Annotated in this window: 2 protein-coding genes; both read right to left on the reverse strand. The window is 40.9% G+C overall.

The window, feature by feature from the left end:
- Nucleotides 1-7 precede the first annotated feature (7 nt).
- Nucleotides 8-7,909 carry an SDR family NAD(P)-dependent oxidoreductase gene (locus tag V6D41_RS06880; protein WP_333517695.1) on the reverse strand — a complete coding sequence of 2,634 codons (7,902 nt, stop codon included), beginning with the start codon at nucleotides 7,907-7,909 and terminating at the stop codon, nucleotides 8-10.
- Nucleotides 7,902-16,649 (reverse strand): SDR family NAD(P)-dependent oxidoreductase, encoded by an 8,748-nt coding sequence (locus tag V6D41_RS06885; protein ID WP_333517696.1) that lies wholly within the window; start codon nucleotides 16,647-16,649, stop codon nucleotides 7,902-7,904. Before V6D41_RS06885 ends, V6D41_RS06880 begins: the two co-directional genes overlap by 8 nt.

Here is a 16,649-nt window from a genome sequence, read left to right on the forward strand (position 1 = left end):
TTTTTCATCATAGTTCTTTAAACTCTAGTAGAGGTAAAAGCATGTCTGCTTCTTCCTCTTTATGAGAATGCCTCTTATCCATCCAACACCGTTTTTTATTGAAGACAGCTGGCGGGAGCGACTGTCTTTTCGGCTCTGTATATCCCATTGTAAAATGCATGTTGCTCAATAACATGTGTGCATTTGTTCCGCCAAATCCAAAAGAACTGATTCCAGCCCTCAACACTCCTTTTCTAGGATTCCAATCTTTTAAAGCAGTGTTCGGGAAAAAAGGAGATTGATCAAATTTAAATCTAGGATTCGGCATTTGGCAATGCAATGTTGGAGGCAGCTTCTGACTCCAGATGGATAATGCCACTTTAATAACGCTTGCTATTCCAGCTGCACTCATTAAATGTCCAAAATTCGTTTTTACGCTACCTACACCGCAAAATTGCTTCTCTTCCGTTACTTCCCGGAACACTTCAGTCAGTGCTTTTAATTCAATCGGATCGCCTATCATCGTACCAGTGCCATGTGTCTCGACATAACTGAGTGAAGAAGCGTCGATCCCTCCGTTTTTCAACGCTTTTTTGATCACTGCACTTTGCGCTTTCGGATTCGGTGTTGTCATTCCCATCGTCTGTCCATCGTTATTTACTGCAGAGCCATCAATTACCGCATAAATTCGGTCCCCATCAGTGAGAGCTTCATCAAGCCTCTTCAGCAGAACGGTGCCGCATCCTTCTCCCGGTACAAATCCATCCGCCTTTTCATCAAATGTACGGCATTTTCCCTCAGGTGAAAGCGCTCTGGCTTCACTTAACATTAAGTAAGGCTTTTGGTCAAGTAAAATATCAACCCCTCCTGCTATGGCCATGTCCGATTCTTTTGATATCAGGCTTTGACAAGCAAGGTGAACGCTGACTAATGAGGAAGAACAAGCCGTGTCCACAACCAAATTCGGCCCTTTTAAATTTAGAAAATGCGAGATATGAGCTCCGATGAAATTTTGTCCAATACCCACTATTGTATTTTTTGAAAGTGAACTTATTCTAGACATGAACGTCCCTGCCCGTGAACCGATAAAGACACCAACCTCTTTGTTTGACACCTCTTCTTTTCGGTAGCCGCCATCTCTCAGTGTCTGTACGCTGACCTCCAGACATTTTTTAATTAATGGATCAAGCTGAGATGCTTCACTTTCACTCATATTGAAAAACACTGGATCAAAATGTTCAATATCCTCGAGAAATCCGCCCCACTTACTGATACTTTTTCCTTTCTTGTAAGTATCTGAGTAATATTGAGAAGTATCCCAGCGTGATGTTGGAACTTCGCGGACACTATCTTTCCCTTTTTTGAGATTTTGCCAAAACATCTCTTTATTTTCGGCATCCGGGAAATCACAGCCTATCCCGATAATTGCGATTTGATTCGATTTTTTTTGCTTCTCTTGAAACTCGTTTTGTTTCGGAATCGTTTTCTTATTCATGCGTGTTTTAAAGCCTAGTAAGCCATTGCTTTTTAATGAGCCGTCCTCCAGCTTTACTTCTCTTTCATTTCCCAGAGCGTCAGAACTATGCTGCATGGATACATCCTCATCTTCAAATAATTGATTTAAATAGTACGCAAGCTGTTTGAAGTTGGGGTATTCCAGGAAGGCTGACGGTTCAATTTTTATTTGGAAAGCAGCTTCTGCTTTTTTCACAAGCTGAACTAGCAAAATAGAATCTACCCCGTATTCCGAAAAAGAAGTATCTTGATCTAATTTCTCGCAAGGAATTTTAAGCTCTGTTGAGAAAATATCTTTTAAAATACTAATAATCGCTTCGTTATCAATATCAACAGAGAACTGTTCGTTTACAGCCGATGACTCATGAACACTGGTTTGAATTTTTGTGAGAGGCAGCTGTTGTAATGAGAATTTCTCATGGTTTGCCTTAACCGGAATAAGGCATGGATATCCAGTCACTTTCATTATTTGGTCGAGCATGACTATGCCTGTTTCAGTCCGATGTGACAATAGCCCTAACGCCTGATATGCAGGACTTTTCACCTCACCCATTCCAATTCCCTTCCAACTAGGCCAGTTTATCGATTTATAATAAGTTCGGCCACACGCATGCTGATAAGCCGCAAAATAATCCATAAAAGCGTTTGCCGCAGCATATTCACTCGTTCCCGCTCCTAACAACGGAAATGCGCTCGCGACCGAAGAAAATAAAATGAAGAAATTGAGGTTGTCCTCCAGAAAAATGTCATGCAACACTTGGAGTCCCTGTATCTTAGGCTCAAATACCTCCTTTATTTCTTTACTGGTTTTATGAATGAAAGCCGGATTCACATGATTAGCTACCCCCGCACAATGGATGACTCCTCCAATTTGCCCGAGCTTCTTTCTCACTTTTGAAAAGAACTGCTGTAATTTTTCTTTCTCAGTAAGCAAACCCCCATATATTTCTATCTGAACCCCTTTTTGCTCTAACTCTTTGAGCAGCTTCAATTTTGAATATAAGGTGGATTTTTTATCTGTCTGTTTTAACAGGTCAGCTCTTTCATCAGACTGAGGCAATTCAGTTAGCCCCATTAGTACAAATTTTTTTACTCCCTTGTCAGAATAGTGTCTGGCAAGCTCTGCACCGATTCCCCTCGTTCCGCCAGTAATAACAAGTGTTTGATCCGGTTGGCATACAGGCAGGCGGATTTCTCTGCTAAACTCGGATGAATGTAATTTCTTCACATACTGCGTATACCGAACCCCGTTACGATAACAAATTTCACTGTAAAGATCGTCAGCTGCTGCTTCGTTTTTGATCAATTGTTGTAGTTTGTCCAGACTTTTTGAATGCTGATCTATATCTATTGTTTTCGCTTTAATTTTTTTATACTCGGCGCTTAGCATCTTAATTAATCCTGCTGTTTCCGCACCGGCTAAGGTAGGCTGTTTATTCTTAAACGTTTGCAATCCTTCTGTAATGTGTAAAACAAATAGATGCTTTTGAGCTTTTATCATTTCCTGCAACAGCGTCAGTTTCCCAACAGAGTCGGCTGCAGCCTTTACCGGCTCTCTCCATAAATCAGACAAGTCAACAATACCGGTGATGTCCGTGTTCTCTTTGAGGATCGCCAAAGCCGTCTCCTTTGCACGCAGAGGATTGTCAAAGCTAAAGCCTTCGCCGCTCAGATGTAATTGACTATCAGCTTTTCTGCAAATGACAGTGCAGCCCATGAGAGGATCTGAAGCGAACAGCTCAGAAGCAAACTGCTCATTTTCAATGTTAGCCAAAATAATGATCTGGCCTTTTGAAAGAAAAGACGATGAGACTTGGCTTTCTTCCCAAGATTTACATAGTAAATCAAACGGTATATCATTAGGCTTATCTACTACTGTTTCCCATCCAGAGAAAAACATATTCCGGAAGACCGCCATACATTCTCCTTCGTGTGAAAGTAAGTAAACTGTAAACTGCCTCTCTTCAACGGTTGATTCGTTCAGATCCACAAACACGCAACATTCATTTGGAACAGATTGATAAAAACAAATCTCTTCAATCTCCTGTAAGTAAAACCCTTGATCACCAGTGTGCCTTGCTGCTAAAACAGCTGCTGCTTGAATGGCTCCTTCAACTGCAGCAGGATTTACAGTACATTCTGTATACAAGTCTTTTTCCGGTATAGCGACATCGGCAAGCAAGAAATCATTATGCAAAAATAAATCTGTGAGAACGCGCAAATCCGCATCATAATTTATCAAATTGGTTTCCAGAAGATCATAGCATTCGGACCCGGTCATAGACTCTTTACAATTCGCTTTATAGTCAGCTGAACATTTAAAACGAGCACCTGTTTCACGATTCGCTTCCTTGTATTCCAGTTCTCCGTTTAAAATGATCTGTTCAGCCTCGCGTTCTGAACTTTCATACAATTCGAAAGATACCGCACCTTGTTGATCAAATAGTCTAAGCTCAGTTCGCACGGGTTGTTCTGTTAATTCAAATAGGGCATGTAAACAAATATTTTTCATTCTCCACACATTCTGTTCGGCAGACATTGCTCCACCGGCAGCTGCCATTTCAATTAGTGCGCTAAAAGGCAGATTTTTTTGCTGATTGATACATAAGGCAGGCCATGCAAAAGATGCTTCTGAAAAATCAGTAATAAATTTTTGCATCTTCAAGGTCGAGACATTTTGATCTAGTAAAGGATGCAATCCCGATTGTACTCTTGTCAATCTATTTGTTTGTGTGATTTTTGAGCTTGGCACCCAATATCTATTCCTTTCAAACGGATATGCTGACAGAGAAATTATTTTCGGTGATTCTGTTCTGTACTTGTCTTCCCAATCAATTTCACCGCCATTTACCCAATGAAGCGCTATATCATATAAGTTCTGGAATTGTGATGATGCTAATAGGGTCTTATGATTATTGGAACTAATACGGGCGTTTCCTCTATATAATCCGTGTACTTCCTGACTTGATTGTAAATACTTGGTGAGCTTATCGACAAGCTCACCAACGTCCCGTGCCTCTACAGCCAGCCGTTCTTCCATGGCTTCTCGTCCCGTTTGTAATGTATATGCCACATCAGTAAGTGATGTATTCAAATCAAGTTCATTTATGAGTGAATCAATTAAGATACGGAGCCGCTCTTTGTTTTTAGCAGACAGAAGAATGAGTTGCATTTCTTCGCTCTTTGCGGGATTGGTATTTATTTCGTCTATATACTCTTCAATAATGATATGAGCATTAGATCCCCCAGCACCAAATGAACTGATGCCTGACCTCCTAACATGACTTTCAGGAACCTCCCAGTCTTTTAGTTCAGTCTGGACATAAAACGGTGTTTCATCGAAATCAATATTAGGATTTAACTCATCAGAATGAATGGAAGGTGCCAGCTGTTTGTATTTCATTTGCATCAGCACTTTAGTGATTGAAGCTATCCCAGCAGCAGCCTCTAAATGTCCGATGTTTGACTTTACGGAACCGATTGCACAGCGAAAGCTGCTTTTGGGATTGCTGAAAGCCTTAGACAGTCCGGAAATTTCAATGGGGTCTCCCAGCGATGTACCTGTCCCGTGCGCTTCTATATAACTGATGCTGTCTACACCAATTCCAGCTTTATCAAGCGTTTCGCTGATAACATTTGCTTGTTCATTTGGATTCGGGACAGTGTAGCCGTTTGTTTTTCCTCCGTGATTAACTGAAGTACTCTTAATAACGCCGTAAATAGTGTCTCCTTCGGCAACTGCCTTCGAATGCGATTTTAATAAAATAGCTCCTACTCCTTCACCTGGTACATAACCGTCACCTCCAGCCCCGAAGCTTCTGCAGCGTCCATCGCTCGAAACAAAATGATTTTGAGAAAGCAATGTATATTTATCGGGATGTAAAGATAAATTTACTCCTCCGGCAATTGCAAGGCTGGATTCTCCCCTTTTGATGCTTTCACATGCGAAATGAACAGCAGATAGTGAAGATGAGCACATTGTATCAATAGCAAGACTTGGACCGTGAAGGTCGAAGAAATATGATACCCGGTTAGCGATTGACGAATAAGAAGACAAAAGTGCCTTACGGTCATCATCAGATGCTCCTGCTGCAAAAAGCTGATAGTGACTGTATGTCACTCCTACAAATACACCTGTCTTATACCGTTTTAATTTTTCCCTTGTATAACCGGCATTCTCAAATGTGTGCCATGCAGTTTCTAAAAACAACCGTTCTTGCGGATCTATTAATTCGGCATCACGAGGAGAAATTGAGAAAAACAGCGGATCGAACTTATCAGCGTCTTTAATAAAACCTCCCCATTTACTTTTATGCCGAGCTTTTTCACCAGTATTAAAGTATCTTCGGTGATCCCAGCGTTCGCTTGGGATTTCCGTTATACAATCTTTCCCTGAGGCAATATTATCCCAAAACTTTTCTACATTCTCAGCCATCGGATAACGTCCGGCTATGCCGATAATTGCAATATCTTCTTCGGTAACCGCTGTGGATCTGCAGCGTCTTCGTTGCTGCAGTTGTTTTTTTTCGGCCGTTATTTTTCTTCTCTGTTCTGACTGCGGCGAAAATGCCTTGACTAACTTGTCATAATGATGTTCTAAAAAATACTCCGCTAACTGCTCGATGCTGCTGTATTCAAAAAATAAAGTCTTAGATACACTGCCAAAGTGTTTTTCTAGCCTGGAAGTTAGTCCTAAGATCGTTAAGGAATCAATACCGTAGCGGTCGAACGTATCCCCGGACAAAATACTGTCAGTTGGTCTCCCAGTCTCAGCTCCGATGATTTCTTTCAATAGACAGACCGTTTGATTTTTTAATTGATTTTCACTAATTTGAGGAAGTTCATAATCAGATTCGGATGTTACATCTGTCTCTGTATTATCAACCGAAAGCAATTGGCAGATCTTTTCTTCACTTCCGTTAATAACTGCCAGCTGAGAAGCATTGCTGCTCATGCAATTCTGAAAGGAGGCAAGACCGGATTCCGCTGATAAAAGATCCAAACCGGTTTCCCTTAAAACTTGCAGCTCTCTCGGACCGACTGACATATTCCCTGCGCTCCATAACGGCCAGTTAATAGAGAGTGTTTTTCCCGGACGATTCTTTATGATCCTGTAATCGGTATAACTGTCCATACAGCCATTTGCAAATGCATAATCGCTTTGGCCCGCATTAGGCAGGATGGAGGACAGGGACGAAAACATGACGAAGAAATCAAGAGATTCCCCTTTCGCAGCTTTGTCAAGCCAAACGGTTCCAAATACTTTGGGTGCGATGACCTTTTCTATTCTGTCTCTCCTCTTTTTAATAACAAATGCATCATCTACAAGTCCGGCACTGTGTAAAATGCCGTTTAATTTTCCAAATGTCCGCCGAATCTGATCAATTAATATGTCGGTCTCTTTTTCCTTCGATATATCTGCTGGGATATAAACAGCTTCAGCCCCGAGCTTTTTCAGCGTGTTAATTTTTTGCTCTATTTCCATAGAGCTCGGTGAACGACCAGTCAATATAAGATTAACTTTTGCCAGTTTCGCCAAATATTCTGCGAATAGAAACCCAAGACCGCCGGCACCTCCCGTAATCAAATACACACCGTTCTCTTTGATGTTAAAGTTATTTTCCCGGGATCCAGCTTTATTCACTTTTTTAACTTGCTGTATATAATAATGTCTCGGGTCGTAACATGTAAAACTGCTCGATACACATTGATTATTCCATTCATAAAAAATGACATCAGCGATAAGCTCCTTTGAAAACGGCTCATTACTCATCGACTTCAATTCTGCAGTCTTACACCTAAAATTTGGGTTTTCGGCTTGAACGGTCTTGAGAAAACTCTCAACCGCTCTGTAAATAGGCTGAGCCTCTTCTTGGACATTTTCATATAAATATAAGAACTCTGCTTTCGGACAGAGTTTATTCTCCATTATGGCTTGCAGCAAATAAAATACAGAATACAGGCTTTTATCGAGCTGCTCTCTCATTGTCTTTTCAGTGTCACGAAATGCCCCGACCGAGAGAAAATGAACAATATGCCGGGGCTTTATATTCTGAGAGACAAGCGCACGGCACAAAACTTCATAATCTTCTTTTTGTGTAAAATTCATTTTAAAACAGCCATTTCGGCCAGCTTCGAATCGGTCTCCGGGAGAAACATAAATAAAAGGCGCCGCGGCGCCTTCTAATTGTCTCTTCATTACGCTGTACAAACTTTCGTCACTGGCCAAAAATAAAATTGGCTCTGTCATCTGACGAGGCTGCTCAGTACGTTGAAATATATATTTTACCCATTCCTTTTCATAAATATGCGTTTTACCCAAACCTTTAATTAATCCCAATCCCTCTTCAGGAGTCAGCTCTCGTTCTTTCACCTTCCTAACTATTTGTTCAATTTGTATAGTTTGTTCATTCATGTAAAAGCAACTCCTCTATCAGCTCTGTTGTATCCTTCGTATTAACCTCACCTGATTGTGCTTTTTCAAGAAGCGATATAATTTTAACATCCGAGCTTTCTTCATTTGATTTATGAACCGCCGGCATTATTGAAGGTCTTTCAGCCTGAGGCGTAAATTCTTGTTTAATCCAATGTCTGTTTTTTCTGAAAGGATAGACTGGAAGGGAAAGTCTCATAGGTTTATTTTCTCCCTCATACAGATCTCCCCAACTGATTTCATAACCGATCGTCCACATTTGAGCCAGTTTTGTCAATTTTCTTTTTTGAATTAGCGATTGAATATATGAGTGACCCTCGGGTCCATCAAAAAGCGGGAAATACACTTTATGAAATTGTCTAGCATTTCCTTCAAAAACCTCTTGTAGATCTTCCCCCTGAAGGTAGCCGTTTATCTTTTCAGAAAGCTCCTCTAAGCTTGAGCAAATAATAGCAAGACGCGATTCGAACGATTCACGGCCGGTTTGAAGCGTGTAAGCTATTTGTTCAAGGCTGTACCCTGTTTGATCTCCATGCTGAGATGTAACCTGATTGTCAACAGGCATATTCGATTCATGACAGATATAATGGAACAAATCGTTGAGTGTTGGTTGCTCTGTATATATGCCAATCGGGACCTTTTTTCCAGATATTGTGCTGATGAAAGAACTTAATGCAGTTAAGGTCATCGGATCAAATCCCAAGTCTGTTAAATGTGTCTCCATGTCTATTTCATCTGCATCTAAACTTAGGATTTTTGCTGCCTCTATTCTGATTTCTTCTCGTAGATTATGCTCTCTCACCTTAGGCTCTCCGTACCGGCCAGTTGTCTGCTTCTCTTTTAAAAAGCTTGAAAAATCTTTGGCGTAAGCAATTAATCTTTCTTTTGATTTAGCTGAGAGTACAATTACATGTTCTTGTTCCCTATTTACTTGATTTTCCTGGCTATACTCAAATTCCTCTACAATGACATGGGCATTAGTTCCTCCAAATCCAAATGAGCTGACTCCCGCTCGACGGGGAATTTCGTTTCCTTCCCAATCTATCAATCTATTCCACATTATTGATTTATTCACAATATAAAATGGCGTTCCAGTTAACTGAATGTAAGGGTTCAACTGCTTAACATGCAGGGTAGCCGGCAGGATTTTATGCTTCATGGCGAGCAATACTTTTATCAGACCCGGCATCCCTGAAGCAGGCTCTAAATGTCCGATATTGGTTTTCACAGAACCGATTCCGCAATATTGGTCCGTATTTCTTGTGCTGTCCGACTTAAGGGATACAAAAGCTTTTTTTAAGCCCTCGATTTCAATTGGATCTCCAAGTTCCGTGCCGGTTCCATGTGCTTCTATATAGGATACTGTTTCAGCAGGAATACCAGCATTTTGGTAAACTGATGTTAACAGCGCTGCTTGAGCTTCCGGATTTGGGGCGGTCAGCGAAGCAGCTCTTCCCCCGTGATTTTCACCGGTTCCTTTCAATACTCCGTAAATATTGTCCTTGTCATCAATAGCTTTTTGCAGAGGCTTTAGCAGCAGCACAGCTGCACCTTCACCTCGCACATAACCGTTGGCAAGCTTATCAAACGTTTTGCATCTGCCATCTGCGGACAAAATTCCAAGTTTATCTGTATATAAGTGGGTCACGGGATCTAATAGCAATGACACGCCTCCTGCTACTGCCAGCTCGCTTTCACCAGCTTGAATCGACCTCACTGCTCTATGGATGGCAACAAGACTGCTTGAGCAGGCTGTATCAATAGATTCACTTGGACCTCTGAGATTAAAATAATGAGATACCCGATTACTGATGAGCGCCTGGCTGTTTCCAGTTCCAACTAATGCATGTGCCTTGTCTAAATGCTTCATTAACAGTTGGCGATAATCATTAAATTGAATGCCGGTGAACACTCCGATGTTTTTGCCTGACAGTTCTGATGCCTTGTAACCCGCATCTTCTATCGCTTTCCAAGTTTCTTCTAAATATATTCTGTGCTGCGGGTCCATAAGTTCAGCTTCTCGAGGATTCACGTTGAAAAAAGATTCATCAAATTTATCAACATCCGTGATAAAACCGCCCCATTTAGAATTTATACGGCTGTTTGCTTCGTTATTTTCATAGTTTTTCCAATCCCACCGCTCGAGCGGAATTTCCTGAATCATATCTTTTTCATTGATCAAGTTTGACCAGAATTCACCCGAATTTTTTGCTCCGGGAAAAACGCAGCTCATTCCGATAATTGCAATCGGTTCTTTTTGCAGAGGCTTTTTTAACTGACCTGTTTGCTTTTTTGCAGGCGGAAAGCGGATTTCAGACTTTTTCAACTTCTCAGTGTGCCGTGATTCTCTTTTTTCTTGAATATCTATATCAGATTTCACATTTTCTTTAGCTTCCACAGGCAGTTCACCAACTATAAAGTCAGAAAGCGATTCGATATTACTATAAGTAAAGAAAATCGCCGGTGTTAATTCCAGCTTATATCTTTTGTTTATTTGGACAGAGAGAGTTTTCAAACTGATGGAATCGAAGCCAAAATTGCCGAAATTCTCTGATATATCCAAGCGATCGATATTAATTTTCAGTAATTCAGACACCATCCGTTTCAACTCATCTAATACATGAGCCTGTCTAAATAATTGTGTATAATCACCTTTTTCTTGATCCAACTCAGCTGTTAATTCTTGAACAGACTTATCTTCAGCTGCTGTAAACCTGCCGTTGTTACCAGTAAGTACGGCAATTTGCAGATCTTCATTTGATAAGATTGCCTCAAATGCTGTTATTCCGTCTTCTGTTTCTAAATAGCGGAACCCCGAAGTTAAAAGGTATGCTGATTCAGCTTCTTTACTTAAATGCATGCCGCCTTCTCGCCATAATGGCCAATTAATTGAAATGCTTCTACCCTGTCTTTCATGCTTTAGGCTCTTTTCATTTCGCCAGTGGATATATCGATCTTGGAAATAATTACCTAACGAATAATTAACCTGTCCAAAGTCACCAAATATCGAAGAGATGGAAGAAAACACCACAAAGAAGTCGAGCGGTTCTTCTTTCGTTATTTGATCTAAACATATCGTTCCTTCAATTTTAGCAGCCAGCCCCTTCGAAAAATCAGCGAGACTCATTTCCGTAAATAGACGATCATCAGCATGACCAGCTGCGTGAATAACACCTTGAAGGGGTCCCCAGTTCCGTTTCGTTTCATCTAATACCTGCTTCATCGCATCTTTATCTGTTACATCAGCTTGAAAATACAGCACGGCAGCACCATGTGCCTTTAATTTTTCAATTTCATGCTGTTTTTCAGCTGTTAACGCTGACCTTCCCGTTAACACTAATCTCGCCTTATATTCAGACGCCAAATATTTAGCAAATGTCATTCCAAGACCGCCTAAACCGCCTGTTAACATATAAACCCCTTTATTTTTAAGCATTTTGCCGCCTGCATTCGTTAGCTCTCTATCTTCCAGGGTTTTGACATACCTTATATCCTTTACATACTTGACTTCTTCAGCTGTAATAAGGCCTTTTGCAGATACAATTTCTTGAAGGCAGTGTTCAGCCTGCTTGTCGGCTGAAGTATGTTCAGAAAAGCTGATTGATGCGGCATGCTCTACAGAAGGCAGCACCATGTTTATCGTTTTCAAATAACCTGGTAAAGTCTCACCAAAAGGATCACTCATATCTTCTCTATAAGACTGAGTAATCAGTAAATGTTTAAGAGATAAATTTTTTCGGTCACTCAGCGCCTTTAATAAATGAAAGACCGAATACAGTCCTCTAACCGGATGTTCGCCCGCATCAAAATCTCCCCCTGTATGCAGAACAATGTCTGGGAGCATCTTGTTTTTTTCTAATTTTTCAAACAAATTATTATAATCTGACAGTATTTTAGGGTCTATGCTGAAGGTCAGAGCGTTCTTTATAAGCTGTCGTTGATACGGTGTTACAAGAATTATCCGGTAAGCAGATTGGTCTATTAGCGCCTCAGCAATTTCTTTATCATCTGCAAACAACAAGATCGTACCTGCATTTTTATTTCCAACTTTCACAGGAGAAAGGTTCTTTTGCACCCACTTCTGCAAACAATAATTCACCTCAGTATGCGGCTGTGGATTTACAGTCAGGCCCTTAACCTCTACAAGCACCCGTCCGTTGCCGTCTAACAGAAATACGTGATAAGACGATTTGCCATATTCACTTGGTACTGCGTATGCATATACAGCTTTGGCCTCTTCATCAAAAATGGTACACTCTTCTACTGTTTTAGGCACTGTCCCCGTATTTTTCTCTAAGAGACATAATATCGTCTGATAAGCACTTTCAAGGACAGCGGGATCGAGCGTATAACCCTCTGCCTTGTCGCTTGCCTTTAAGATTGTAAGCGCCTTTCCGTCCCGTATCACGCAACGGTCTATGCCTCTAAGTTTACTGCTGCAATCATAGCCGTTTTCAGCAAGCCGCTGATAAAACGCTTCTCCTGATATCCAGTCAGTATACTCTGACATAAACGGTTTAATATTGATAAATTGCCCCTTTTCATTAAGCCCCTCTAATACAAGTTTGCCGGAGAAATAAAATGATGATCCATTCTGATCTTTTATAAAAAATGAAGCAGTATCGTCTTCCGGTGCCAGCACAATTTGAATTTGGTCATTTAGACCGCTTTGTAAGATCGGTTTTGAAAAAGAAAGATTTGTCAATCGAGTAATCGGATGCCCTGAAGCTATTTCTCCTGCCGCCCTCGCGATTTCTATTTGTAAAAGATACGGAAACATCCTTTCATTGTGTTTTGCTTTTACGTATAAATTATCACCTTTAACATTTATATTGAACTTTTGTTCATTAAAATCTGAAACATTGCAGTTAATATGCGGATGCAGAACATCAATTGCATCTGCCTTTTGGCCGTTTCCAGGTTTAGAGGCGCTTATTCTGCATAATTCTTTGGCAAATGGATATGTCGGTGCAGAAATCCGTCTAGGTTTGTCATTTTCATAGAGGAACGACCAGTTTATCGCGTATCCGCTGATCCAAAACTCAGCAATCCTGGAAAGATCCCTCTCTGCAATTGCTTTTTCAATTTCTTTTTTTGTCTCATGACTTTCAAATTCAATGGTGTTTGATACGGATGTAAGTTCAGATGTAAATAGCTGCTCTGATAATGTTTTTCCCTTTGAATAATCTAAAAGCTTCTTAATCAATTCCTCTTTTGAAGATGCAACGACGGCCAATCGGTATGCCATTTCTTCTCTGCCTGTCTGTAAAGTATATGCTGTATTTCTAAGTGCCTCTGAAGTATAATCTTTTGTCTGTATGTACTCCGCTGCACCCTTTGCATAGTCAACAAGTCTTTCAGCATTTTTGGCGGAAAAAACAAATAAAAGCGGCTCTAGCTCGGTTGTTTCAAATACGGCATTCTCACTATTTACGTACTCTTCCAAGATGATATGGGCATTTGCCCCTCCGGCTCCGAATGAACTTATACCTGCACGCCTTGGAATTGATATTTTTTTTCCGTCACTCTCTGCAACGGAATGCACCCATTTTTCAGGACTTTCCGGTACATAGAAAGGCGTTTCTTGAAACTGAATATGCTCATTCAATTTAGAAGAATGAGTCAGCGATGGAACGATTGTTTTATGTTTCATTTGTAATATTACTTTTGTAATTCCAGCTATGCCTGCAGCTGCCTCCAAATGTCCGATATTAGATTTAATAGACCCGACTGCGCATGTCTTTCTGACTGTCATTGCATCGGCAAATACTTTGCACAATCCGGCAATTTCAATCGGATCTCCTAATGCAGTGCCTGTGCCGTGAGCTTCTATATAACTGATACTTTCCGGGTCAACCTTTCCTTTTTTCAGGGCTCTGCTAATCACCTTACTTTGAGCGGTCGGGTTAGGCACAGTATATCCATTCGTCTTTGCCCCATGGTTGACAGCTGTTGCCTTAATGATGGAATAAATTTGATCACCGTCAGCAATTGCTTTTTTTACAGGCTTCAGTAAAACAGCACCGGCTCCCTCCCCGGGAACATAGCCGTCTCCCCCAGATCCAAAGCTTCTGCAACGACCATCGCTGGACAAAAAACCGCCTTGAGTGAGGAGTTTATATTTATTAGGATGAATGGAAAGATTAACTCCTCCGGCAATTGCAAGCTCACATTCATTCGTTATTAAACTCTCACATGCCAAATGAATAGCAGTCAAAGACGAGGAACACATTGTATCCAAAGCAATACTAGGTCCGCTGAAATTAAAAAAGTAAGATACTCTGTTTGCGATGGATGCATATGAAGAAGAAACGGCCTGCTCATGATTTCCAGCACTGTACAGCTGATATTGCCCGTACATGACACCTGCAAACACGCCGACATTTTTCCTTTCAAGCATTTTCTTCGCATACCCCGCATCTTCTATGGTATGCCACACTGTTTCCAGAAAAATTCTTTCTTGAGGATCTGTTAACTCCGCTTCAGCCGGAGAAATATTGAAGAACAACGGATCGAAATGATACACGTCATCAATAAATCCTCCCCATTTGCTTTGATTTTTTATGTCATGATCAGCTTCCGGCTGATAATGCAGGCTAAAATCCCAGCGGTCTTTAGGGATTTCAGTTATACAATCTTTCCCTTCCATTAAATTTCTCCAGAGAGTGTCAAGATCGTTTGCCATCGGATAGCGGCCACTGATTCCAATGACGGCAATATCAGTGTCCTGATATTTTTCTGCTATTTTCAGGTTTGACTGATGAGCCAGTCCTTTTGATTTATGTTGAAAGCTCGGTACTACTGGATCAGCAGCTTCCGCCGCCTGTTGAACATTACAGCTGTCGTTTACTCTTAATTTCAGCATATGAACCAGAGCATCATGGTGCTTTTCAATGAAATAAACTGATAATTCGGCTGCAGTTTGAAACTCAAATAACAGGGTTTTTGAAAGCGCACCAAAATGCTTCTCCAGCTCATTGGTTATATTGATGATCATGACTGAGTCAAGTCCGTATTTATCCAGCGCTGCCTCTGCGTCTATTTTGTCTGCTGGCATTCTGAATTCTGCTGAAATAATTTCTTTTATAAATGTCAAAGTGTCAGCTTTCAGCTTCTTATCAGGCTTTACCGTCTCACTGACGGTTGTTTCTTCTTGAAGCAGACCGCTATCACGTTCGTACAATTTATGTACATGTCTATCTATATGATCATCTCCGCAAAATACCGTGAATTGGGAAAGCCCGGATGACAAACCTGCTGAAAACGCTCTGATCCCCTCCTCTTTCTCCAAGGGATAAAAGCCCGATTTTTTCATCGTCTCCAACGTGCGCTCATCTACTTGCATGCCGACTTCTTTCCAAAGTGGCCAATTCAGAGATAGGAACATTTTGCCCGGATTCTGAGCGGCACGCATGTTCATCAAATGATCCATATAACTATTTCCGAATGCATAATCAGCCTGTCCAATATTTCCTAAAACGGCTGAAGTAGAGGAAAAACAAATAAAAAAGTCGAGACGCTCCTGCTTTGTGGCTTCATCCAGCCAAAGTGTGCCCAATACTTTCGGCTTAATCACCTGATTGAATTCTTCTATTGTTTTTTTATGAAGAAATGAGTCACGGATGATACCCGCGCTTTGAATGATTCCGTTTATCTTTCCATATGCTCTTTTTGTTTCATTGATTATATATTCTGTCTCTTCTTTTATTGAAATGTCAGCCTGTAAATAAATAGAAGTGGCTCCTAAGGCTTCTAATTGTGCTATCTTGTTTTGTATTTTGTCTGAAAAAGGTGATCTCCCCGTTAAGACAATCTGGCATTTGGTTTGTTGAGCCAAATATTCAGCAAAGGTGAATCCTAATCCGCCCGCCCCTCCTGTGATAACATAAACACCATTTTCCCGCAGTATATATTCCTCACTTGCATGTTTGTTTGCAGGTTTATATGTTATCAGGCGTTTAACAAATCTCTCCATTCCTTGGTAACGGATTTCGATCTCAGGAGAGCTCAAGTCTCTCAATTCATTGATCAAAATATCGCCTAAGCTGCCGTTTGCGAAAGCCGACCGCTCTAATTCAATGATTTTTGGCGAAATTAGCGGATTCTCCTGCTGCCAAGTCCGCAAAAAGCCGCTTGCCGATGCGTAAAGGGGCTGTTCTCCTAAACGCTCGGAAAAATACGCATACAATACGTTTACTTTTTTGCGCTGTTTACTCTTGAAGAAAGCCCGGTTTAATAAAAATAAAGAGTAAACGCCGCTGTCACATTGTCTTTCGATCGCTTTCTCATTACTGCTAAACGGTTGGTCAGACCATAGATGGACGGCTTCTCTTATGTCTGCTTTCTCTTCTTTCAGTAAAGCAAACAAGCTTGTATAATCTTTTTCAGACCGAGGGTTGATTTCAAACACACCATTCCTAACACGTCGAAATTCTTTCCCAGGTATGACTAAAATAATACTTTTATCATGCCGTACAGTCAGTTCCTTAAGCAAATCCTCATTTGTATCAAATAATAAAAGACTGCCCTCTCTTCGGCTGTCTTTTGGATCTAAATCGAGATCAGCTGGCTGCCAATCCGTCTTATAATAAACAGTCTGTTCCCTTCGCTGAGCCATACCAGAATCAAGTTGCTTAATCCGTATTACTCCTTCTTCCAAGGAAATCAGGCCGCTTTTAATGTCAGAAAGTATTTTTTTTCTTACATCACGAGTTACGCTCAT

Source organism: Bacillus sp. 0102A (assembly GCF_036765155.1).
In the GTDB taxonomy this organism is placed as follows: Bacteria; Bacillota; Bacilli; order Bacillales; family Bacillaceae; genus Bacillus; species Bacillus subtilis_G.

What these genes read in the sequence shown, in the direction of transcription:
- V6D41_RS06880 (WP_333517695.1), bottom strand. Translation starts at nt 7,909, where the DNA reads ATGAATGAACAAACTATACAAATTGAACAAATAGTTAGGAAGGTGAAA.
- V6D41_RS06885 (WP_333517696.1), bottom strand. Translation starts at nt 16,649, where the DNA reads ATGAGCGTAACTCGTGATGTAAGAAAAAAAATACTTTCTGACATTAAA.